The 21695-nt window shown below is 65.1% G+C and carries 21 protein-coding genes; 18 read left to right on the forward strand and 3 right to left on the reverse strand.

The annotated features are described in order from the left end of the window. Positions 1-200 precede the first annotated feature (200 nt). From Q2941_RS00660 to Q2941_RS00700, 9 genes are all read left to right on the forward strand, one after another. Positions 201-860 carry an HAD family hydrolase gene (locus Q2941_RS00660; RefSeq protein ID WP_458191256.1) on the forward strand — a complete coding sequence of 220 codons (660 nt, stop codon included), beginning with the start codon at positions 201-203 and terminating at the stop codon, positions 858-860. Positions 861-868: 8 nt separating this feature from the next. Further along, positions 869-1819: a sugar-binding transcriptional regulator gene (locus tag Q2941_RS00665; RefSeq protein ID WP_027521142.1), complete on the forward strand. Its 951-nt coding sequence runs from the start codon at positions 869-871 to the stop codon at positions 1817-1819. A 162-nt stretch (positions 1820-1981) separates the two neighbouring features. Beyond that, the gene (locus Q2941_RS00670; protein ID WP_458191257.1) at positions 1982-3295 is read left to right on the forward strand and encodes an ABC transporter substrate-binding protein; all 1314 of its coding nucleotides are present in this window, start codon (positions 1982-1984) and stop codon (positions 3293-3295) included. 92 nt (positions 3296-3387) lie between these two features. Next, positions 3388-4260: a carbohydrate ABC transporter permease gene (locus tag Q2941_RS00675; RefSeq protein ID WP_027521140.1), complete on the forward strand. Its 873-nt coding sequence runs from the start codon at positions 3388-3390 to the stop codon at positions 4258-4260. Between the two features lie 3 nt (positions 4261-4263). Beyond that, positions 4264-5094, forward strand: a complete 831-nt coding sequence (locus tag Q2941_RS00680) for a carbohydrate ABC transporter permease (RefSeq protein ID WP_254113214.1) — start codon at positions 4264-4266, stop codon at positions 5092-5094. 18 nt (positions 5095-5112) lie between these two features. After that, complete coding sequence (locus Q2941_RS00685) at positions 5113-6120, forward strand: ABC transporter ATP-binding protein (protein ID WP_458191258.1); 1008 nt, start codon at positions 5113-5115, stop codon at positions 6118-6120. Between the two features lie 33 nt (positions 6121-6153). After that, entirely contained in the window at positions 6154-6927 is a 774-nt protein-coding gene (locus tag Q2941_RS00690) for an SDR family NAD(P)-dependent oxidoreductase (RefSeq protein ID WP_027521137.1), read from the forward strand. 29 nt (positions 6928-6956) lie between these two features. Next, entirely contained in the window at positions 6957-8612 is a 1656-nt protein-coding gene (locus Q2941_RS00695; RefSeq protein ID WP_458191259.1) for an FGGY-family carbohydrate kinase, read from the forward strand. 22 nt (positions 8613-8634) lie between these two features. After that, positions 8635-9570 (forward strand): carbohydrate kinase family protein, encoded by a 936-nt coding sequence (locus tag Q2941_RS00700; RefSeq protein WP_254113212.1) that lies wholly within the window; start codon positions 8635-8637, stop codon positions 9568-9570. A gap of 11 nt (positions 9571-9581) precedes the next feature. On the opposite strand, the gene Q2941_RS00705 is transcribed toward Q2941_RS00700, so the two are convergent. Next, the gene (locus tag Q2941_RS00705) at positions 9582-10469 is read right to left on the reverse strand and encodes a LysR family transcriptional regulator (protein ID WP_027521134.1); all 888 of its coding nucleotides are present in this window, start codon (positions 10467-10469) and stop codon (positions 9582-9584) included. A gap of 125 nt (positions 10470-10594) precedes the next feature. Between Q2941_RS00705 and Q2941_RS00710 the strand changes: the two genes are divergently transcribed. From Q2941_RS00710 to Q2941_RS00735, 6 genes are all read left to right on the forward strand, one after another. Next, on the forward strand, positions 10595-12016 hold the full coding sequence (locus tag Q2941_RS00710) for an amidase (RefSeq protein WP_027521133.1): 1422 nt from the start codon (positions 10595-10597) through the stop codon (positions 12014-12016). A gap of 111 nt (positions 12017-12127) precedes the next feature. Then, a complete protein-coding gene (locus Q2941_RS00715) occupies positions 12128-13078 on the forward strand; it encodes an ABC transporter permease (protein WP_027521132.1) in 951 nt (316 codons plus the stop codon). Continuing rightward, entirely contained in the window at positions 13075-13971 is an 897-nt protein-coding gene (locus Q2941_RS00720; RefSeq protein WP_027521131.1) for an ABC transporter permease, read from the forward strand. Before Q2941_RS00715 ends, Q2941_RS00720 begins: the two co-directional genes overlap by 4 nt. Positions 13972-13973: 2 nt before the next feature. Then, positions 13974-14987 carry an ABC transporter ATP-binding protein gene (locus tag Q2941_RS00725; protein WP_027521130.1) on the forward strand — a complete coding sequence of 338 codons (1014 nt, stop codon included), beginning with the start codon at positions 13974-13976 and terminating at the stop codon, positions 14985-14987. Then, positions 14984-15997 (forward strand): ABC transporter ATP-binding protein, encoded by a 1014-nt coding sequence (locus Q2941_RS00730; RefSeq protein ID WP_254113207.1) that lies wholly within the window; start codon positions 14984-14986, stop codon positions 15995-15997. Before Q2941_RS00725 ends, Q2941_RS00730 begins: the two co-directional genes overlap by 4 nt. Before the next feature lie 55 nt (positions 15998-16052). Beyond that, positions 16053-17546, forward strand: a complete 1494-nt coding sequence (locus tag Q2941_RS00735; RefSeq protein WP_458191260.1) for an ABC transporter substrate-binding protein — start codon at positions 16053-16055, stop codon at positions 17544-17546. A 65-nt stretch (positions 17547-17611) separates the two neighbouring features. Here Q2941_RS00735 and Q2941_RS00740 read toward each other — a convergent pair whose 3' ends face one another. Beyond that, on the reverse strand, positions 17612-18217 hold the full coding sequence (locus tag Q2941_RS00740; protein ID WP_458191261.1) for a pyridoxamine 5'-phosphate oxidase family protein: 606 nt from the start codon (positions 18215-18217) through the stop codon (positions 17612-17614). A gap of 126 nt (positions 18218-18343) precedes the next feature. On the opposite strand from Q2941_RS00740, the gene Q2941_RS00745 reads away from it, so the two are divergent. The 3 genes from Q2941_RS00745 to Q2941_RS00755 all read left to right on the forward strand — a co-directional run bounded on the left by Q2941_RS00745 (position 18344) and on the right by Q2941_RS00755 (position 20370). Further along, the gene (locus tag Q2941_RS00745; protein WP_458191262.1) at positions 18344-18958 is read left to right on the forward strand and encodes a glutathione S-transferase family protein; all 615 of its coding nucleotides are present in this window, start codon (positions 18344-18346) and stop codon (positions 18956-18958) included. 128 nt (positions 18959-19086) lie between these two features. After that, on the forward strand, positions 19087-19473 hold the full coding sequence (locus tag Q2941_RS00750) for a hypothetical protein (protein ID WP_458191263.1): 387 nt from the start codon (positions 19087-19089) through the stop codon (positions 19471-19473). A 75-nt stretch (positions 19474-19548) separates the two neighbouring features. Beyond that, the gene (locus tag Q2941_RS00755; RefSeq protein ID WP_027521126.1) at positions 19549-20370 is read left to right on the forward strand and encodes an aspartate dehydrogenase; all 822 of its coding nucleotides are present in this window, start codon (positions 19549-19551) and stop codon (positions 20368-20370) included. 6 nt (positions 20371-20376) lie between these two features. Here Q2941_RS00755 and Q2941_RS00760 read toward each other — a convergent pair whose 3' ends face one another. Beyond that, positions 20377-21678: a PQQ-dependent sugar dehydrogenase gene (locus Q2941_RS00760; protein WP_458191264.1), complete on the reverse strand. Its 1302-nt coding sequence runs from the start codon at positions 21676-21678 to the stop codon at positions 20377-20379. Positions 21679-21695: the final 17 nt, after the last annotated feature.

Consider the following 21695-nt stretch of genomic DNA (forward strand, 5'->3'; position numbering starts at 1 on the left):
TCATCTGTCGTCGGGCGGTGCCCACCCGCGCCTGCAAGTGACATGCGTCTTACGCAATGTGGGTCTCCCACCTTGCTCCCCTCATGGCTTCGTCGCTGACGTTCCTCGCATGCACTCCCCCAGCCACCGTTTCCTGCCTCGGGCGCAACGCCGCACGGTGAGCTATTGCTCAGCGCGTGAGTATATGATCGAATGTCACGATGGACGCTACCAGGCCCGATCTGATCATCTTCGACTGCGACGGCGTGCTGGTCGACAGCGAGCTCCTGAGCTGTCGCTGCCTGTCGGAAGTGCTGTCCGAATTCGGCATCGTGCTCAGTGCGGAGCAGGCGCTCGAGCTGTTCCTCGGGCGCAGCACGAAGGCGATCGAGCAGCATTATCGGGATCTCGGACAGGTCGTGCCGGAAAGCTTCTTGCCTCGCTTCAAGTCGAGGGTGCTGAGCACCTTCGCAAGTGCATTGCGGCCGATCCCCGGGATCGGCGCGTTGGTATCGGAGTTGAACAGGCCGTTTTGCGTCGCCTCGTCGAGCGACATCGATCGCGTCTCGCTTTCCCTCGAAGTCACCGGTCTCAAGCCGCATTTCGGCGACCGGCTGTACACGGCGCAGATGGTGCGACACGGCAAGCCGGCGCCCGATCTCTTCCTTTATGCCGCGGAGAAGATGCGCACCGATCCGGCGCGTGCGCTGGTCATCGAGGACAGCGTCAGCGGCGTGCAGGCGGCCAAGGCGGCCGGCATGACGGTCTGGGGATTTGTCGGCGGCAGCCATTATCGCGCCCGCGACGGCCGCGCTATATTGACCGCCGCCGGAGCCGATCGGGTCTTCGCGCAAATGGACGATTTCTGGAAGGACGCGTGACGCCGGCCATGGCGGTGGAGAACGAAAAATCCAGACTCGACGATGCCGCGCGCGCCGGCTGGCTCTACTTCATTGCCGGTCACACGCAGGACGAGATCGCCAGAATGCTCCAGGTCTCGCGCGCCTCGGCGCAGCGACTAGTCTCGTTGTGCCTGGCCGAGCGCCTGATCACCTTTCGCCTCGAACATCCCATTGCCGCCTGCATGGAACTGGCCTCGCGGCTGAAGGCGCGCTTCGAGCTTGCCCATTGCGAGGTGGTGCCGACAGACCCGGCGGCGCCGCAGGCGACCGCAGGGATCGCCGAGCGCTGCGCCAACCTCCTGGACTCGACGCTGCGTTCGGAGACCCCCGTCATCGTCGCGCTCGGGACGGGGCGCGCGGTGCGCGCGGCGGTCGAGCGCGTCACCCCGATCGAGCGACCGAATCACCAGATCGTCTCGCTGGTCGGCAACATCTCCGCCGATGGTTCGGCGAGCTTCTACGACACCGTCGGGCGCCTGGCCGACCGCACCGGCGCGCGGCATTATCCGATGCCGCTGCCGTTCCTGATGTCTTCGGAGGACGAGCGCAACAAGATGGGCCGGATCGAGCCGATCGCGAAGGTGAAGGCGATCGCAACCAAAGCCGACCTGCGGCTCGTCGGCATCGGCCAGATGGACCAGAAAGCGCAGGTCCACGTTGATGGCTTCGTCACCCGCGACGAGTTGTTCGAGATGATGCGGCTCGGCGCCATCGGCGAGATCACCGGCTGGGCCTATGACGCCAAGGGCCGCCTGCTCAAGGGCGGCACCAACAAGCGCCTCACCAGCATCCCGCCTGAGGTGCCGGTCAAGACCACGACGATCGGCGCTGCGGTCGGCGCGGCAAAAGTGTCGGCGATCTCGGCCGCGCTGAACGGCCGCCTGATCAACGGCTTGATCACGGACGAAGCGACCGCCCGCGCGATCCTCGAGCGCTGAAGCCGCGGCGTCGCGGCGCATCTCCACCACCATCTCTCTTGCACTGCACCACCCGGAATTGAGGGGAGGGCGCGCGCGCCTGCTTGACAAAGCGCCGGCCTGAGTTGAACATACGCCCAACGCGTGGGCATATGCTCAAAACGCGAGTTAAGGGAGGTCACCGTGAAAAAAGTCCTAGGCGCCGTCTGCGGCGTGTTTGCACTGCTGTTTTCCGTTCCCTCGATGGCCGAAACGACCCTGACGATCGCCACCGTCAACAACAGTGACATGATCCGCATGCAGGGACTGACCAGCGAATTCACCGCGAAGAACCCGGACATCAACGTGAAGTGGGTGACGCTCGAGGAGAACGTGCTGCGCCAGCGCGTCACCACCGACATCGCCACCAAGGGCGGGCAGTTCGACGTCCTCACCATCGGCACCTACGAGGTGCCGATCTGGGCCAAGAAGGGCTGGCTGGTGCCGCTCGCGAATCTCGGCGCCGACTACGACGTCGCCGACCTCTTGCCGAAAATCAAGGATGCGGTCTCCGTCGACGGCAAGCTCTACGCCGCGCCGTTCTACGGCGAGAGCTCGATGATGATGTACCGCACCGATCTGTTCGAAAAGGCCGGCCTGAAGATGCCGGAAAGCCCGACCTGGGATTTCGTGATCGATGCGGCCAAGAAGCTCACCGACAAGAATGCCGGCGTCTACGGCATCTGCCTGCGCGGCAAGGCCGGCTGGGGCGAAAACATGGCGTTCCTGACCGCCATGTCGAACTCCTACGGCGCGCGCTGGTTCGACGAGAAGTGGGAGCCGCAGTTCAACTCGCCGGAATGGAAGACGACGCTGACGACCTATGTCAATCTCATGAAGGAAGCCGGCCCTCCCGGCGCGAGCTCGAACGGCTTCAACGAGAACCTGGCGCTGTTCAACGCCGGCAAGTGCGCGATGTGGATCGACGCGACGGTTGCGGCGTCCATGGTCTCCAATCCGAAGGAATCGAAGGTCGCCGACAAGGTCGGCTTTGCGCTGGCGCCGAACACCGGGCTCGGCAAGAACGCAAACTGGCTGTGGGCCTGGAGTCTGGCGATCCCGGCCGGCTCGAAGAAGACGGACGCTGCCGAGAAGTTCATCGCCTGGGCGACGAGCAAGGACTACACCAAGCTCGTGGCTTCCAAGGAGGGCTGGGCCAACGTGCCGCCGGGCACGCGGACCTCGCTCTACCAGAATCCTGATTACCTGAAGGTCGCGCCGTTTGCGAAGCTGACGCTGGCCTCGATCGATGCGGCGGACCCGAACAAGCCGACCGTGAAGCCGGTGCCTTATGTCGGCGTGCAATACGCCGCGATCCCCGAGTTCCAGGGGCTCGGCACGCAGGTGGGGCAGCAGTTCTCCGCCGCATTGTCCGGATCGACCACCGTCGATGCCGCGCTTTCGGCGGCGCAATCCACGACCGAGCGCGAGATGAAGCGCGCCGGCTATATCAAGTAAGACCAAGGCTCACCCTCCTGAGAGCCTAACCTCCGGCCATCCACCTCTTGGGATGGATGGCCGCCTTCTTCCCGGAAGAGGAGAAGCTGACAATGGCAACCCGGCAGACCCAGTATCTTGCGCGGTCGCTCCTGGCCCCGGCCGTCGGGCTGCTGTTCATCTGGATGATCGTCCCGCTCGCGCTGACGCTCTATTTCTCGACGCTGCATTACAGCCTGCTCGATCCCGGCTCCGAAGCGTTCGTCGGCCTGGAAAACTTCCGCTACTTTCTCACCGATCCGGCCTTTCTGGCCTCGCTCCAGAACACGCTGGTGCTGGTCGGCTCGGTGCTGGTGCTGACCATTTTGCTCGGCATTCCCCTGGCGCTCCTGCTCGATCAGCCCGTGGTCGGTCGCAACATCGTGCGGCTGATGGTGATCGCGCCGTTCTTCGTGATGCCGACGGTGAGTGCGCTGGTCTGGAAGAACCTGCTGATGCATCCGGTTTCCGGATTGTTTGCCTGGCTCGCAAAAGTGTTCGGGCTGACGCCGATCGACTGGTTCAACGACATGCCGATGTTCGCCATCATCCTGATCGTCGCCTGGCAGTGGCTGCCGTTCGCGACCCTGATCCTCCTGACCGCGCTGCAATCGCTCGACGAGGAGCAGAAGGAAGCCGCCGAGATGGATGGCGCGAGCGGGGTTTCGACCTTCATCTACATCACGCTGCCGCATCTCGCGCGGCCGATCACGGTGGTGGTCCTGATCGAGACCATCTTTTTGCTCACGGTGTTTGCCGAGATCTTCGTCACCACCGGCGGCGGACCCGGCCTCCAGACGACCAACATAGCCTTCCTGATCTACTCGCAGGCGCTGATCCAGTTCGACGTCGGCAGCGCCTCGGCCGGCGGCCTCGTCGCGGTGGTGATCGCCAACATCGTCGCCTTCTTCCTCGTTCGCATCGTCGGCCGCAATCTGGAGGCTTAGACCATGGCACGCATCGCAACGACGCAGCGGGTCGCGGTCTCTACGGCAGGCGCCTGGCTTTGCGGTTTCCTGATCTTCTTCCCGATCCTCTGGATGGTGCTCGCAAGCTTCAAGACCGAGCTGGAGGCCTTCGCCATTCCGCCTTCATTCCTGTTCTTCCACTGGACTCTCGAAAATTACGCGACGGTGCAGGAGCGCAGCGACTACCTCCACCATGCGCTGAACTCGATCATCATCGCCGGCGGCTCGACGTTGATCGCGCTGCTGATCGCCATTCCGGCCGCGTGGTCGATGGCGTTCTCGCCCACAAAGCGCACCAAGGACATCCTGCTCTGGATGCTCTCGACCAAGATGATGCCGCCGGTTGGCGTGCTCGTGCCGATTTACCTGATCTACAAGAACGTCGGCCTGCTCGATTCACGCATCGGCCTCATCTTCATCCTGTGCCTCGGCAATTTGCCGATCGTGATCTGGATGCTCTTCACCTATTTCAAGGAGATTCCGCGCGACATCCTGGAAGCGGCGCGCATGGACGGCGCCACCGTCGGCCGCGAGCTCGTCTATGTGTTGACGCCAATGGCAATCCCTGGCCTGGCGTCGACCTTGCTGCTCAACCTTATCCTCGCCTGGAACGAGGCGTTCTGGACGCTCAACCTGTCGACATCAGAGGCGGCGCCGCTGACGGTGTTCATCGCTTCCTATTCGAGTCCCGAGGGATTGTTTTGGGCAAAATTGTCGGCCGCCTCGACGCTGGCAATCGCGCCTATTCTCGTCCTCGGTTGGTTCAGCCAGAAGCAGCTCGTGCGCGGGCTCACCTTTGGCGCGGTCAAGTAGCGAAAGGGCTGTCGCATCATGGGTCAAATCACACTTCAAGGCGTGCAGAAAGCCTTCGGGCCCGTGCACATTATCAAGGGCGCCGACCTCGATATCGCGGACGGTTCCTTCGTGGTGTTCGTCGGTCCATCCGGCTGCGGCAAGACCACGCTCTTGCGGTTGATCGCCGGGCTCGAAGACGTGACGGATGGACGGATCCTGATCGACGGCAAGAACGTCGTCGCGGTTCCGCCCGCCAAGCGCGGTCTGTCCATGGTGTTCCAGTCCTACGCGCTGTACCCGCATATGAGCGTGCGCGGCAATATCGGCTTTGGACTCAAGATGGCGGGCCTCGCAAAGGACGAGATCAACCGCAAGGTCGAAGCGGCGGCCGCGACCCTGAACCTCACGCCCTATCTCGAGCGTAAGCCGCGCGAGCTGTCCGGCGGCCAGCGCCAGCGCGTCGCGATCGGGCGCGCGATCGTGCGCGAACCCAAGGCGTTCCTGTTCGACGAGCCGCTGTCGAACCTCGACGCCGCGCTGCGCGTGCAGATGCGGATCGAGGTGACGCGGCTTCAGAAGCAGCTCGGCACCACCGCGATCTACGTCACCCATGACCAGGTCGAGGCCATGACGATGGCCGACAAGATCGTGGTGCTCAATGGCGGAAAAATCGAGCAATATGGCTCGCCGCTCGATCTCTATGAGAAGCCCGCCAACCTGTTCGTCGCGGGCTTCATCGGCTCGCCAAAAATGAACTTCGTCACCGGCGAGTCTGCCCTTCAGCGCGGCGCGTTCACCATCGGCGTGCGGCCCGAGCATTTGAAGATCGAGCGCGACGGTGGAGGCGGCTGGCCGGGCACGATTGCGGTCGCCGAGCATCTCGGCAGCGACACTTTTCTCTATGTCGACGCCGGCCAGCTCGGCATGCTCACCGCCCGCTATATCGGCGAGTTGAGCCTGCATGCCGGCGACCGCGTGTCGCTGGTGCCCGAACCTGCGCGCATTCACCGCTTCAACGAGAGCGGCAACGCGATCCGGGGCTGACAAGCTGGGCGAACAAGAAACGGGAAGAGCAACATGTACCTGGAAAAATTCAAGCTGAACGGCAAGACCGCGATCATTACCGGCGGCGGGCAGGGCATCGGGCTCGCCTGCGCAGAGGCGCTGGCGGAAGCCGGCGCGAAGGTGATCATTGCCGACCGTGACGGCAAGGTTGCCCAGGCCGCTCAAACCGGCCTCAAGGCCAAGGGCTACGATACCGAGACCGTCGTCATGGACGTGACCGACACCAGGCGCGTCGCCGACGTGGCGAACGATCTCGTCGCCCGTCACGGCAAGGTCGATATCCTCGTCAACAATGCCGGCATTGCCCGCAGCGAGACCCCGGCGGAGACCGTCACCGACGAGCACTGGCTCAACGTCATCGACGTCAATCTCAATGGGACCTTCTGGTGTTGCCGCGAATTCGGCAAGCACATGCTGAAGGCAAAAGCGGGAACCATCGTCAACGTCGGCTCGATGTCGGGCTTCATCGTCAACAAGCCGCAGGAGCAGTCCTTCTACAACGCCTCCAAGGCCGCGGTGCATCATCTGACAAAATCGCTTGCCGCGGAATGGGGGGCGCGCGGCATCCGCGTCAACGCGGTCGCGCCGACCTATATCGAAACGCCGTTGAACGCCTTCGTGAAAAGCAATCCCAGAATGTATGACGCCTGGATCGGTGGAACTCCGATGGCGCGGATGGGGCAGGTGGAGGAGATCGCCTCGGTCGTGCTGTTTCTGAGCTCCGAGGCCGCGAGCCTGATGACGGGCAGCATCGTGCTAGTGGATGGCGGTTACACTTGCTGGTAGGCTCCTCGTCAAAATTGACGGGAGCGACAATGCCGCAGGCGTATATCGGTGTCGATGTCGGGACGACCAGCACGCGGGCAGGGGTTTTTGACGAGGCCGGGAATCTGCTGGCGACCGCGCGGCATCCGATCAGGATCTGGCACGAGGCCGGCGATATCGTCGAGCAATCGTCGTCGGACATCTGGGACGCTTGCTCCAAATCCGTCCGCGCGGCCATGGCTGAGGCCGCCATCGCGCCCGACTCCGTGAAGGGCATCGGGTTCGATGCCACCTGCTCGCTGGTCGTGCTCGGCAAGGACGGCGAGCCGGTCACGGTCAGTGGCTCCGGCGACAGCCAGCGCAATGTCATCGTCTGGATGGACCACCGCGCTACGACCGAGGCGCGTCTGATCAATGACACGCAGGACGATGTGCTGCGCTATGTCGGCGGCTCGATCTCACCCGAGATGGAGATGCCGAAGCTGCTATGGCTGAAGCGGCATCTGCGCCAGAGTTTTGATGCCGCCGGCCATTTTTTCGACCTTGCGGACTATCTGACCTGGCGCGCGACCGGCTCGCTCCAGCGCTCGACCTGCACGGTGACCTGCAAATGGAACTACCTGGCGCATGATGGCGGCGGCTGGAGTGCGCCGTTCTTCCAGCGCATCGGGCTGTCGGACTTCGTCGCCGAGAAATACGCCCGCATCGGCACCGAGATCGTCGCGCCCGGGACGCGGCTCGGGACGGGCCTGACCCGGACGGCGGCGTCTGATCTGGGATTGAGTGCCGGAACCCCGGTCGGCGCGTCGTTGATCGATGCCCACGCCGGCGGCATCGGCGCGATCGGCGGACGGGATGCCTCGGGCGGCACCGCCGATGTCTGCGACCGCCTCGCCTACATCATGGGGACATCCGCCTGCATCATGGCGACGACCACGGAGCCGTGCTTCGTTCCCGGCGTGTGGGGGCCCTATTACTCCGGCATGGTGCCGAATTTCTGGCTGAACGAGGGCGGGCAGTCGGCTGCGGGAGCTGCAATCGACCACCTTCTCAGGTCCCATGCGGGATATGCCGAGGCAAGCACGGCCGCACGCAAGGACGGGCTTGATATCATCGACTTCCTGGAGAAGCGCATCATCGCGCGCGCGGGCGATGTGAGTCGTGCCGCGCTGCTGGCACGCGATATCCACGTTCTTCCGGAGTTCATCGGCAACCGCTCGCCCTACGCCGATCCCGATACGCGCGCGGTGATCGCGGGCCTCGATCTCGATACCGACATCGGCGCGATGGAGCGCCTGTTCGTCGCCGGGCTCTGCGGCCTTGCCTATGGTCTTGCCGAGGTGAACGAGGCCTTTGCCGCGCACGGTGTTCACTCCAGCATCATGATCATGGGCGGTGGGGCGAGCCGCAGCCCGCTGGTGCGGCAGATCATGGCGGATACAACGGGGCTGACCGTCGCGCTGCCGCAGACCAGGGAGCCGGTGCTGCTCGGTGCCGCCATGCTTGGCGCGGTCGCCGGCGGCGCCTTCGCCTCGATCGGCGAGACCATGGCCAAAATGTCGGCGCTCGGCCGCCTCAGCGAGCCTACAGCGCCCGGCATGGCCGAGTTTCACAGCCGCAAGCGAAAGGCCTATAAGATGCTGCGCGAGGTCGACTGCGGCAGCCGCGAAGCTATGGCCGGCTTCGAGCTGACGCTGCCGGGATAAGGGCGGGATAAGGGTACGGGTGATGCTGCTCAGTTGTGGCGATGCGTTGATCGATTTCGTGCCGACGCGCGCAGCCGACGGCCGCGAGGCCGTGATGCCTGCGGTCGGCGGCTCCTGTCTCAACGTCGCGATCGGCATGGCGCGGCTGGGCGCGCCGACCGGTTTCGTCGGCGGCCTCTCGACCGACATGTTCGGGCAGATGATCGCGGCGCATGCCGAAGCCTCCGACGTCGATCTCCGCTACGCCGCGCGCAGCGATCATCAGACAACGCTCGCTTTCGTGCGCATCGTTGCCGGCGAGTCGCACTACGCCTTCTACGACGCCGAGACCGCGACGCGGAACTGGACCTATCGGCGCGGGTCCATTCCGTTCGAGACCATCGAAGCGCTCCATGTCGGCTCGACGACGCTGGTCAACGACACCGGTGCGGCCGAGACCGGGGCGCTGATTGCAGACGCGCGGGCGTCTTCCACCATCTCGTTCGATCCGAACTGCCGGCCCAACCTCGTCAAGGACAAGCCGTCCTATGCCGCGCGCATGGCCGAATTCGCTGCGAACGCCGATATCGTCCGCATGTCCGACGTCGATTTCACCTATCTCTATCGTGACGAGCCGTACCAGCAGAGGGCCGATACGTTGCTTGGGCAAGGCGTGAGCCTCGTCGTCATTACCCGTGGCATCGACGGCGCCGTCGCCTGGCACAAGACGGCGGGGAAGATCGATGTCGCCGCGCCCAAGGTGACGGTCGCGGACACGATCGGCGCTGGCGACAGCTTTCAAGCGGCGCTGCTGTTCGCCCTGCACAAGCAGGCGCGCTTGCGTCGGCAGCAACTCGCGGACATCGGCGCCGATGAGCTGCGCCGCGCGCTGTCCTTCGCGGCCAATTGCGCCGGCTTCACCTGCACTCGGCCCGGCGCCGATCCGCCGCGCCTGAGCGAGATCGACTGGCGCTGGTAGCTCTTCGCGCGTCAGATCCGCGCGACCGCCTTCTCGGCGCATTTGAGAAAGCTTTGGATGAGCGGGCTCAGCGAATCCCGCCGCCAGCAGACTGCGATCTCGATGGCATCGGCGGCGTCGAGGAATGGCCTGAAGACGATGCCGCGCGGCGAAGCAAGCTGCGCGCAGGCCGGCAGGATCGCAACGCCTTCGCCGGCCAGAACGAGGCTGAGCGCGGAGTGCACGGTTTCGACCCGGCTCGCGATCGGCATCACCACCTGGTGCCGTCGCAAGAGCGCCGCGACCGCAGAGGAGGTCGGCTCTTCATCCGGCCGCGGCAGCGCGATGAGTGGTCGCCCCTGCAATCTCGTCACCGGCACGGTCGCAAGCCGAGCGAGCGGCGAACGCGCCGGAACCGCAAGCATCAGCCGCTGGCTGCCGATCTGGCTTGCCTGAATTTCCGGATGGCGGATCGCGGGCATGCTCAGGGCGGCGGCGACGGTCCGGTCGAGCAGCATGCTCTCGCGCGTCGATGCACTCAATTCGACGAAGTCGAGATCGACCCCCGGCAGCGACCGGCGCAATTCCGGAACGAGTCGCGGCAGGACTGCATTCGCAAGAACGAACATGTATCCGACCGCGAGGCGACCGCGCCGTCCGGCCGCCACGGCGCGCGCGGCCTCGACGCCCTCGGCGGCGAGCGCAAGGGCTTCGCTTGCCCGCGACAACAGCGCGAGCCCCGCCTCGGTCAGATCCATGCCGCGCGTGCCGCGATGGAACAGAGGCGTGCCGATTTCGGCCTCGAGCTTGCGAATCTGGACCGAGAGCGGTGGCTGCGCCATCCGCAACCTCTCCGCGGCCTTGCCGACACTGCGCTCTTCGGCCACCGCCACGAAGTAGCGGAGCCGGCGAAGATCCATAGGCATACTGAAAACGTATGGGTTGGCCGTCAAAATCGTATTGGACGGCGAGTTAACATGGGTGCCATTCTCGCTGTCAATGCCATCGGCCAACGCGGGCCGGCTTTCCGGAGCATGGTTTGATAATGAACGGCGACCTTTGCCTGCTGTCCGCGGTTGATCTGCGCGACCTCATTGCCCGCAAGCAGGCCTCGCCGGTCGAGATCGTCAAGGCTGTGCTCGCCCGCGCCGAAGCATTGCAGCCGAAGCTGAACTGTTTCATCACCCTGTGCGCCGACGAGGCGCTTGTCGAGGCGCGCGAGGCGGAGCGCAAGGTGATGGCGGGCGACCCGATTGGCCTGCTTCACGGCATTCCCGTTACCGTCAAGGACATCGTCAACACCAAGGGCGTGAAGACCACCTTCGGCGCCGTTCCCTACAAGGACAATGTGCCGGAGGAGGACGCCGTGGCGGTGGCGCGGCTGCGCGCCCACGGCGCGATCCTGATCGGCAAGACCACGACGCCGGAATTCGGCTCGAAATGTCTGACCGACTCGCCGCTGTTCGGCCGCACTCGCAACGCCTGGAGTGCCGAGCGCTCCTCTGGCGGCTCCAGCGGCGGCGCGGCGGTGGCGGTTGCTAGCGGCATCGCGCCGCTGGCGATCGCAACCGATGGCGGCGGCTCTACCCGGATTCCCGCGGCCTGCAACGGCGTCGTCGGCCTGAAGCAGAGCAATGGCGTCATTCCGCACAGCCAGGTGCAGGATGCCTTCGGCAACCAGACCTATGTCACGCCGACCACGCGGACCGTCGCGGACACCGTTTTGATGATGCAGGCCATGGCCGGGGAGGATGCCTGCGATCCCTGGTCGATCGGTCTTCCCGCGCCCGATTTCATTGGTACGGCCGCGCAGCTCGGCGATCTGCGCGGGCAGAGGATCATGTACTGCCTGTCGCCGCCCGGACGACCTGTCTCGGCCGATGTCGCCAATGCCTTCAAGTCAGGCCTCGACCAGCTGGCGGGTCTCGGCGCGGAGCTCGAGGAGTTCTCCGGCGAGGGGTTCGACATCGAGCCGATCTGGCGCGCGATCAACCACACCGTCTGGCGGACGCGTTTCTCCAAGCTCGCGGCCGACCACAAGGACGAGTTGAGCGAAGCGTTCCTCAAGCAACTCGCGCTCGCGACGAAGGTGAGCGGCGTCGACTACCAGGAGGCGATGTTCGCGCGCACGGCGTTATTCCGCCGTGTGCAATCGCTGCTCACGCGGGGCCATTTGCTGGCGATGCCGACCCTGACCCGGACGGCATTGCCGATCGACCAGGACCTGTTCGGTACCATCGAGATCGACGGCCGGAGTTTTGACAGCGTCCGGCCGCATTGGTTCCCCTGGACCATGCTGTTCAACATGACCGGTCACCCCGCGATCAGCCTGCCTTGTGGGTTCGGCCGGGACGGGCTGCCGATCGGCCTTCAACTCGTGGGCCGCTTCCGCGACGATGCCGAGCTGTTGCGCGTGAGCGCGCTGTTCGAGGCCTCGCACGATCTTTTGTCCCGCCGGCCCGGCTGAGGTGGGACACATGCACCAAGACACTTGCACCAAGGCACTTGCGTCCGGCGCCGGGACATGTTGATCGTGCCGGGGGAAGCCTTGAATTCCCGAGCCTGAACCTGAGAGCGCATGAGCGTATTTGTCCTAAGGCGGCTTGTGACCTTGCTGGCGACGCTGGTCGGCGCATCCCTGATCATTTTCCTGGTGCTGGACGCGCTTCCTGGCAACGCCGCGCAGATGCTGATGGGCGCCGATGCTTCGCCGGATGCGGTGCGGGCGCTGACCATCAAGCTCGGCCTCGATCAACCGCTCACCGTGCGCTACCTGCAATGGGTCAAGGGCATGGCGGTGGGCGACCTCGGCAACAGCTATGTCTACGGCACGCCCGTCGCCGGCCTGATCGGGGAGCGGCTGGTGCTGACCATTCCGCTCGCGATCATGTCCATGCTGATCACGGTGACGCTCGCGCTCGCCGCCGGCATCTACACCGCCGCCAACCACAACAGGCTCGGCGATGTCGGCGTGATGTCGCTGACCCAGGTCGGCATCGCGCTGCCGAACTTCTGGTTCGCTATTCTGCTGATCCTGCTGTTCTCGGTGAAGCTGCAATGGCTCTCGGCCGGCGGCTTTGCCGGCTGGGACGACGGCATCTGGCCCGGCGTCAAATCGCTGCTGCTGCCGGCGATCTCGCTCGCCGTGGTGCAGGCCGCGATCCTGGCCCGCGTCACGCGCTCGGCGGTGCTGGAAGTCCTGCGCGAGGATTTCGTCCGCACCGCGCGCGCCAAGGGGCTCGGCAAGCGCGAGGTGCTCTGGAGCCACGTGCTGCGCAACGCGATGATCCCCGTGATGACCGTGATGGGCCTGCAATTCGCCAATCTGCTCGCCGGCACCATCGTGATCGAGAACGTCTTTTATCTGCCCGGCCTCGGCCGGCTGATCTTCCAGTCGATCGCCAATCGCGACCTGATCGTGGTGCGCAACTGCGTGATGCTGCTGGCTGCCATGGTCGTCATCGTCAATTTCGTGGTCGATGTGCTCTATGCCTTCATCGATCCCCGCATCAAGGTTCACGACCTGTGAGCGATCCACTGACCGCTGCCGTCGGCCTGCCGACGACTTCAGCTCCCTCGCGGCCCGCGACCGGCTTCTGGCGCCGCGCGTTCCGCCATCGCAGTTTCGTGCTGGGCGGCGCGTTGGTTCTCCTGGTGATCGGTTCGGCGCTGCTCTCGCTGGTGTGGACGCCCTGGTCGGCTTACGAAATCGACATCGCCTCGAAGCTCAAGCCGCCGTCGTTCTCGCACTGGCTCGGCACCGACTCCTTCGGCCGCGATATCGTCTCGCTGCTGCTGGTCGGTGCGCGCTCGACCATCCTGGTCGGCATCATCGCGGTCGGAATCGGGCTGACTTTCGGTGTCTGCCTCGGACTGATCGCCGCCGCGCGCAAAGGCTGGACGGAAGAGCTCATCATGCGCATGAGCGATTTTACCTTCGCGTTTCCGGCCGTGCTGTCGGCGATCATGCTCGCCGCGGTGGTCGGTCCCGGCATGCTGACCTCGATCACCGCGATCGGCATCTTCCAGATCCCGGTCTTCGTTCGCGTCACCCGCGGCTCGGCCAACGCGATCTGGGCGCGCGAGTTCGTGCTGGCGGCGCGCGCGTCGGGGAAGGGGGCTTTTCGCATCACCATCGAGCACGTGCTGCCGAACATCCTGTCGATCCTGATCGTACAGGCGACGATCCAGTTCGCGCTCGCGATCCTGGCCGAAGCTGCGCTGTCCTATCTCGGGCTCGGTACGCAGCCGCCGCAGCCGTCCTGGGGTCGCATGCTGAACGACGCGCAGACGCTGCTGTTCCAGTCGCCGATGCTTGCGGTCTATCCGGGCGCGGCGATCGCGGTCGCCGTCCTTGGCCTCAATATCCTCGGCGACGGATTGCGCGATCTGCTCGATCCCCGTCTGGCGCGGGAGCGGTGACGATGGGCAATCCCGCAAACGCGCCGCTGATCGACGTCGACAATCTCGGCGTCCGTCTCAACACGAGCCGTGGCCCGGCGCAGGCCGTGCGCGGCATCAGCTTTTCTCTCAGGCGCGGCGAGACGCTGGGGCTGGTCGGCGAATCCGGCTGCGGCAAGTCGGTCACCGCGCTCGCGCTGATGGGCCTGTTGCCTGATAGCGCGGTGGTCACCGGCAGCACCCGCCTCGATGGCCGCGAACTCGTCAAGCTTTCGGACGCGGATTACTGCAAGCTGCGCGGCAACCGCATCAGCATGATCTTCCAGGAGCCGATGACCGCCCTCAATCCCATGCACACGATCGGGCATCAGGTCGCCGAGCCGCTCCGGCGCCACAAGAATTATTCGGCGGCGCAGGCACGCGCCGAGGCGATCGCCTTGCTCGACCGCGTCGGGCTTCCGGACGCGGGAAAGCGCGTCGATGCCTATCCGCACCAGTTCTCCGGCGGGCAGCGCCAGCGCGTCACCATCGCCATGGCGCTCGCCTGCGAGCCCGATCTGTTGATTGCCGACGAGCCGACCACCGCGCTCGACGTCACCATCCAGGGGCAGATCCTCGATCTCATTGCCGATCTCGTCGAGGAGCGGGGCATGTCCATGATCCTGATCTCGCACGATCTCGGCGTCATCGCCGAGAACGTCGGGCGCATGATGGTGATGTATGGCGGCACCGTGGTCGAGAGCGGACCGACCGACGAGGTGTTCAGGCGCATGGGTCATCCCTACACGCAAGGCCTGTTCCGCGCCCGGCCGCAGCTCGGCGCGCGGAAGGGAACGCGGCTGAAGACCATCACCGGCACGGTGCCCGAGCTTGCCGATCTGCCGTCCGGCTGTACCTTCGCCGATCGTTGTCCGCTGGTGATCGATCGTTGTCGCGCGGCGCCTCCGCCGGTGGTGGACGTCGGCCCCGGCCATGGCGTGCGCTGCATCAGGACGGACGTATCGATGGCTGATCGCGTAGGGGCGGTGTCCGCATGACCGCCACCTCACAGCCGCTTCTCCACGTGAACGACCTTGTGCAGCGCTACACGCTGCCGCGCGAAAGCCTATTCCGGCCGCCCGGCCAGGTGCTGGCGCTCAACGGCGTGAGCGTGCGGATCGAGGCGGGGAAAAGTCTCGGCGTGGTCGGCGAATCCGGCTCGGGCAAGTCGACCTTTGCCCGCGTGGTGATGGCGCTCGAGCGGCCGACGTCGGGGCGGGTAGAGCTGCTCGGCCGCGACCTCAATCAATTGCCCGCAGATGAGCTCCGCCGCGCGCGGCGCGATTTTCAGATGGTGTTCCAGGATCCGTACGGATCGCTCGATCCGCGCCAGACGATCGCGCGCATCGTCGCCGAGCCGCTCACCGCACTGGAGCGGACCGATCGTGCGACGCTGCGCGCGCGGGTCTCAGCGGTGCTGCGGCAGGTCGGCCTGCGCGATGCGGACATGGACAAATATCCGCACGAATTCTCCGGCGGCCAGCGCCAGCGCATCGCGATTGCGCGCGCGTTGATTACCCAGCCGAAGCTGATCGTCGCCGACGAGCCGGTCTCCGCGCTCGACGTCTCCGTACAGGCGCAGGTCCTGAACCTGATGCAGGACCTCCAGGAGCAGTTCGGCCTGAGCTACATCCTGATCAGCCATGATCTCGCGGTCGTGGACTATCTCTGCGACGAGGTCGCAGTGATGTATCTCGGCCGGATCGTCGAGCAGGGCCGGCCGGAGGACCTGTTCGAACATTGCGCCCATCCCTATACGCGCGCGCTGCTGGATGCCGTGCCGCGCGCGCGCGCCGGGCGTGTGCGCCGCCGCCGCGGCGCGCAGGCGATCGCCTCGCAATCATCAGCTGCGACCGGATGCCCCTATATTTCCCGCTGTCCGCTCGCCGACCAGCATTGCCGCGAGGCCGCCCCTGCGCTACGCAGGGTCGGAGAGACGCATCTTGCGGCCTGCCACAAGGCGGAACAGGTGATGGCGCTGCCGGCCGTGACCGCGGAGGTCGGTTAGCGTCAGGCTGCGGATTGGCATGGATTGATCGGGTTACCGGCCGGGGAGAGAAAATATGTTCAAGAGATTCACCATCGTCGCACTAGCTGCCGCGTTCGCCGCGGCGTCGCTGCCGGCTCTGGCGCAGGGCAAGAAGGACAGCGTCGTCATGGGCATGACGCTGGAGCCGCCGGGACTTGATCCCACCAACGCAGCCGCGGCGGCGATTGCCGAAGTCACGCTCTACAACATCTATGAGACGCTGACCAAGATCAACGAGGACGGCTCGGTGTCGCCGCTGCTCGCCGAGAGCTGGACGGCGTCGCCCGACCTGAAGACCTATACGTTCAAGTTGCGCAAGGGCGTGAAGTTTCAGAACGGCGAGCCATTCGATTCCGCGGCGGTGAAGTTCTCGTTCGAACGCAACGCGGCCTCGAACAGCACCAACAAGGACAAGAGCCTGTTCCAGAGCTTCGAGAAGGTTGACGCGCCGGACGCCGACACGGTCGTGCTCGCGGCGAAATATTCCGAGCCCAACTTGCCGTTCCTGCTCGGGCAGGCGAGCGCCTCGATCGTCGAGCCGAAGAGCGCGGCGACCAACGTGACCCAGCCGGTCGGCACCGGGCCGTACCAGCTCGGCGCCTGGGTCAAGGGCTCCTCGATCACGCTCAACAAATGGGCGGACTATCGCAATGCCCCGGCGATCAAGCTCTCCAAGGTGACGATCCGCTTCATCGGCGATCCCGCGGCGCAGATTGCTGCCCTGCTGTCCGGTGACGTCGACGCGTTTCCGCGCGTCACGACTCGCGGCGTCGCTCAGTTCAAGTCCGATCCGCGCTTCACCGTGCTGGTCGGTGGCTCCAAGGCCAAGACCATCGTCGCCATCAACGAGAAGAAGAAACCGCTCGACGACGTGCGGGTGCGCCGCGCCATCCTCGCCGCGATCGATCGTAAGGCGATGATCGACGGCTCGGTCGAAGGTTACGGCACGCCGATCGGCAGCTTCTACACGCCGGGTTCGCTCGGCTATGTCGACACCACCGGCGTCAATCCTCACGACCCCGAGAAGGCGAAGAAGCTGCTGGCGGAAGCCGGCGTCACCGCGCCGCTCGAAATCAGCCTGAAGCTGCCGCCGCCGCCTTACGCGCGGCAGGGCGGCGAGATCCTCGCGGCCCAGCTCGCCAAGGTCGGCATCACCGCCAAGATCGAGAACGTCGAGTGGGCGCAGTGGCTGTCCCAGGTGTTCGCGCCGAACGGGCCGCACAACTATGATCTCACGATCGTCTCCCATGTCGAGCCGTTCGATCTCGTGAAGCTGACCGAGCCCGACTACTATCTCGGCTACAACAACGAGGCCTTTAACGCGCTCTACAAGCAGATCGTGACGACGCCGGACGAGGCCGGTCGCGCAAAATTGCTCGGCGATGCGCAGCGCATGCTGGCAACCGATGCGGTTGCCGGCTTCCTGTTCCAGCCGCAATGGGTCACCGTTACCAGCAAGAAGCTGAAGGGTGTCTGGAAGGAAGTCCCGCAGTTCGAGAACGATTTCTCGGCCTGGTCGTGGGAGTAGCGCTCGCACACCGACGTTGATGTGATCTTCATGGCCGGGCTTGTCCCGGCCATCATCGCCCGTCATCAGCCCTTGAACGTCGGCTGACGCGGATGGACGACATCGCTGAAGTCCGCAAATCCCTTCCACTTCGGCTCCGGAGCGTCGCACCCGGCCTGCGGCGTGTAGATCGATGGCCCGGTGAGCTGCATCGTCGGAATGTAGCGCGGACAGTTCGGGAAGATCGCGCGCGCGGTGACGCGCACGATGAGCTGCGCGCCGACGGTCTCGGCCAGAAGCGGATCGCGATCGCTCACCTTCGCCGTGCCATTGACGCGCAGGCGCCGCGGCTTGTCGTGCATGGCGATGAAGAGCAGGCCGACGTTCGCGTTGACGACGATGTTGCCGAGGCTCTTGAACATACCGTTGCCGTCATAGTCCGGAAAGGCGATCTCCGACGACCCGGTCACGCGCACGAAGCCGGGAGGCCCGCCCTTGAACGAGCAATCCGGCTGCCCTTTCGCATCCGCTGTCGCCAGAAAGAAATAGGGCAGGCTGCCGATGAACAGCCTGTCGTCGTCGGAAAATTCTGTCCGCGTCAACTTCTCCTCCAGCCGGTCGGAAATCCGCCGGCTGTCGAACTGGTCCTGCAACTGCCGATTTCCATCGTGAAACATCACGCTCTCGGGCATTGAGGTCCTCCCGCTGCGATAACTGTTCGGCCGAACAGGTGCGGGAGGAGCATACGCCTTTCGTGCGATCTCGGATATGGTCGATCCGTTATTCAAGACGCGTTCCATCCGCCAGTGGAGGCCACGATGCTTCAGCTCTACGGAAATCTGCGATCGCGCGCGACGCGCTGCCTTTGGATGCTCGAGGAGATCGGAGAGCCCTACGAACTGGTCGAAAGGAGCACCAGTCCCGCTGATCTGCAAACGCCGGACTATCTCCGTCTCAATCCGAACGCGTTGATACCGACGCTTGTCGACGGCGATCTCGTGCTGTGGGAATCCATGGCGATCAATCTCTATCTTGCACAGAAGTATGGTGGGCCCATGCATTGCGGGCCGGAGGTCACCGGCCTTGCCTCGCAGTGGAGCATCTGGGCGATGCTGGAGCTGGATGGCCTGCTGCTCGATCTGTTGATGCATCGCGCGCTGTTACCGGACTTTTGCCGCGACCCCTCGCATGCCACGCGATCCGAACTCCTGTTGAAAAAGCCGCTCGGCATCCTCGACAAGGCGCTTGCCGCACGCGGCCATCTCGCTGGCGACGGCTTCACGGTTGCCGACCTCAACGTCGCCTCCATCCTTGCCTGGGGCAGGATTTCCCGGCTCGATCTGTCGGCCTGTCCGCATCTGGCGCGGTGGCTCGACGGCTGCCTCGCGCGACCGGCCTACGCGCGCCTGCGCGCGCTGTCGGGGCGTAACTGACACGCGCACTGCGCTGCGTTGTCCGCAAATCTGCGGGCTTCGAGTGGTCTCCCTTTTTGCGCCTCAATTTGCGCGTGTGCTTGCGCTCTCAACATCTGAGCAGTGGGGCAAACATGCAGTTCAATCGAATGTTGGCAGGCGCGGTCGGCGGCCTGATCCTGGCGTGCGCTTCGATCTCTCCCACCTACGCCGCTGCCGGATGCGCGGTGGATAAGCTGCAGGGCGCCTACGTCTTCGACGGACAGGGCACCAACGTGCACTACGGTGTCTTCAATTTCGACGGCAGTGGCAGGTTCTCGGGCAAGCAAACTTCGATCCGCCAGACCAACAGCCTGGTGCGCGAAACGCTTCAGGGCACGTACACCATCAACGCCGATTGTACCGGCGCCCTGATCATGGACGGCCAGCCCGGCGGCACCGCGCATTGGGATATCTTCGTCACGTCCGACGGCAAGAAGGGGCGGATGATCCGCACCGATGCCGGCATTCACGGCGTGCGTACCTTCGAGCAGTGAGCCGAGGCCGCTTGAAGCGACTTTGCGCGCATGAGGCTGCCGGGCTATGAAAGGCGCGGCAGAGAGGTGTTGCGCATGGCCGATCATCAGCAGCAGGACGTGCGGGTTGCGATCGCTGGATTGGGCTCGATCGGCACGAAGATCGCCGTCGAGCTCGATCGCGGCATCGAGGGGCTCGTCCTGTCGGCGATTGCAGCACGCGACCCCGACAAGCACCGCGCGTTTCTGAGCAGCCTGCGCCAGCCGCCGGCCATCCTGCCGATCGAGCAGCTCGCCGAGGCCGCCGACATCGTCGTCGAGTGCGCTCCGAGCCATCTGTTGCGCAGCATCGTCGAGCCGGTGGTGAGGCGAGGCAAGGCGGCGGTGGTCGTCAGCGTCGGCGCGCTCCTGGACAATTCCGACCTCATCGATCTCGCCAAGGCAAATCGCGGCCGCATCATCGTGCCGACCGGTGCGCTGATCGGGCTCGATGCGGTCAACGCGGCAGCCGTCGGCACCATTCATTCGGTCAAGATGGTCACGCGCAAGCCGATCGACGGATTGAAGGGCGCGCCGTTCATCGTGCGGAACGGCATCGACATCGACAATTTGCGCGAGCCGCTCAGACTGTTCGCGGGCACGGCGCGCGAGGCGGCCAAGGGCTTTCCGGCCAATCTCAACGTCGCGGTCGCGCTGTCGCTGGCGGGCATCGGCCCCGATCGCACCATGGTCGAGATCTGGGCCGATCCGAGCGTGACTCGCAACGTGCACCGCATCGAGGTGGAGGCGGATTCCGCGCGCTTCTCGATGGGAATCGAGAACATCCCCTCGGAGAACCCGAAGACCGGCATGATCACGGCATTGTCCGTGATCGCCCTGTTGCGCAAGCAGCGCGCCACGCTCAGCGTGGGGACGTGAGCGCGCTTACGCGCCCGTCACGCGCCAGATGACGTTGCCGACGTCGTCGGCCACCAGCAGCGAGCCGTCAGGCCCGAGCGCGACGCCGACCGGCCGGCCATAGGACTCCTTCTCGTCGGGTGCGAGGAATCCCGACAGGATGTCGCGCGCGGGACCAGAAGGTTTGCCGTTCTCGAACGGCACGAACACCACCTTGTAGCCGCTCAGCGTCGAGCGGTTCCAGGAGCCGTGCTGGCCGATGACCATGCCGTCGGGAAAACCGGGCAGGGTGCCGGCCGGCATCCAGCACAGGCCGAGCGAGGCCGTGTGCCCGCCGAGCGCATAGTCCGGCGTGAGCGATTTTGCGACCATCGCCGCATCCTGCGGCACGCGATCATCGACCGTCTGGCCCCAATAGCAGTAAGGCCAGCCGTAGAAGCCACCGTCGCGCACTGACGTCAGGTAATCGGGCGGGGTCTCGTCGCCGAGCCCGTCACGCTCGTTGACGACGGTCCACAGCATGCCGGTGTTCGGCTCGAAGGCGAGGCCGACGGGATTGCGTAGGCCCCCGGCGAAGATGCGGCTCGTGCCGTTCACGAGATCGAGCTCATACACGGCGGCGCGGCCCTCCTCGACCTCCATGCCCATCTCGGCGATGTTGCTGAGCGAGCCGACGCCGGCATAGAGCTTCTTGCCGTCCGCGCTCGGCAGCAGGCTGCGCGTCCAGTGTCCGTCTGGTTTGAATGTGATGAGCTTGCGTCCCGAGGCCTTGATGCTTTCCGCGCCCGCGACATAGGGAAACGCGACCACGCCGTCGGTGTTACCGACATAGAAGGTGTCGCCGATGAGCGCCATGCCGAACGGCTGGCTCAGTCCTTCCATGAACGTTCCGCGCTGCTCGGCAACGCCGTCGCCGTCCGCATCACGCAGCCGCGTGATGCGGTTGGCGCTGACGCCGAGCGCTGCGGCGCGCCGCATCGTCGCCTGCATCGCATAGTGAAACACGCTCCTCGGCGCGCCCGCGATCTGCGTTGCCTCGGCGATCAGCACGTCGCCATTCGGCATCACGTTGATCCAGCGCGGGTGGTCGAGCCCGCTCGCGTATGCGTTGACCTTCAGTCCGGGCGCGGCGACCGGCTTCTCGCCATCGCGCCAGCCCCGCGCGGTCGGCATCTTCAGCGTCGGGATGGCGCCTTGCGGCTTGGCTTCCGGAATCTGTGGCGCGCCGCCCCAGGCCGGTTGTGGTTGGGTCTCCGACATCCGCCGCCAGACGAGCGCAGCTCCGCCGATCAGCGCGACGATGCGCGCGAACACGCTGGAAAAACTCATGAAAATCCCCTGTTGAG

This window comes from Bradyrhizobium sp. UFLA05-153 (assembly GCF_054185185.1).

Excerpts from the sequence above, each read along its gene's own strand:
- Q2941_RS00660 (WP_458191256.1), top strand. The coding sequence starts at position 201 with ATGGACGCTACCAGGCCCGATCTGATCATCTTCGACTGCGACGGCGTG.
- Q2941_RS00665 (WP_027521142.1), top strand. The coding sequence starts at position 869 with ATGGCGGTGGAGAACGAAAAATCCAGACTCGACGATGCCGCGCGCGCC.
- Q2941_RS00675 (WP_027521140.1), top strand. The coding sequence starts at position 3,388 with ATGGCAACCCGGCAGACCCAGTATCTTGCGCGGTCGCTCCTGGCCCCG.
- Q2941_RS00680 (WP_254113214.1), top strand. The coding sequence starts at position 4,264 with ATGGCACGCATCGCAACGACGCAGCGGGTCGCGGTCTCTACGGCAGGC.
- Q2941_RS00685 (WP_458191258.1), top strand. The coding sequence starts at position 5,113 with ATGGGTCAAATCACACTTCAAGGCGTGCAGAAAGCCTTCGGGCCCGTG.
- Q2941_RS00690 (WP_027521137.1), top strand. The coding sequence starts at position 6,154 with ATGTACCTGGAAAAATTCAAGCTGAACGGCAAGACCGCGATCATTACC.
- Q2941_RS00695 (WP_458191259.1), top strand. The coding sequence starts at position 6,957 with ATGCCGCAGGCGTATATCGGTGTCGATGTCGGGACGACCAGCACGCGG.
- Q2941_RS00700 (WP_254113212.1), top strand. The coding sequence starts at position 8,635 with ATGCTGCTCAGTTGTGGCGATGCGTTGATCGATTTCGTGCCGACGCGC.
- Q2941_RS00705 (WP_027521134.1), bottom strand. The coding sequence starts at position 10,469 with ATGGATCTTCGCCGGCTCCGCTACTTCGTGGCGGTGGCCGAAGAGCGC.
- Q2941_RS00710 (WP_027521133.1), top strand. The coding sequence starts at position 10,595 with ATGAACGGCGACCTTTGCCTGCTGTCCGCGGTTGATCTGCGCGACCTC.
- Q2941_RS00715 (WP_027521132.1), top strand. The coding sequence starts at position 12,128 with ATGAGCGTATTTGTCCTAAGGCGGCTTGTGACCTTGCTGGCGACGCTG.
- Q2941_RS00725 (WP_027521130.1), top strand. The coding sequence starts at position 13,974 with ATGGGCAATCCCGCAAACGCGCCGCTGATCGACGTCGACAATCTCGGC.
- Q2941_RS00730 (WP_254113207.1), top strand. The coding sequence starts at position 14,984 with ATGACCGCCACCTCACAGCCGCTTCTCCACGTGAACGACCTTGTGCAG.
- Q2941_RS00735 (WP_458191260.1), top strand. The coding sequence starts at position 16,053 with ATGTTCAAGAGATTCACCATCGTCGCACTAGCTGCCGCGTTCGCCGCG.
- Q2941_RS00740 (WP_458191261.1), bottom strand. The coding sequence starts at position 18,217 with ATGCCCGAGAGCGTGATGTTTCACGATGGAAATCGGCAGTTGCAGGAC.
- Q2941_RS00745 (WP_458191262.1), top strand. The coding sequence starts at position 18,344 with ATGCTTCAGCTCTACGGAAATCTGCGATCGCGCGCGACGCGCTGCCTT.
- Q2941_RS00750 (WP_458191263.1), top strand. The coding sequence starts at position 19,087 with ATGTTGGCAGGCGCGGTCGGCGGCCTGATCCTGGCGTGCGCTTCGATC.
- Q2941_RS00755 (WP_027521126.1), top strand. The coding sequence starts at position 19,549 with ATGGCCGATCATCAGCAGCAGGACGTGCGGGTTGCGATCGCTGGATTG.
- Q2941_RS00760 (WP_458191264.1), bottom strand. The coding sequence starts at position 21,678 with ATGAGTTTTTCCAGCGTGTTCGCGCGCATCGTCGCGCTGATCGGCGGA.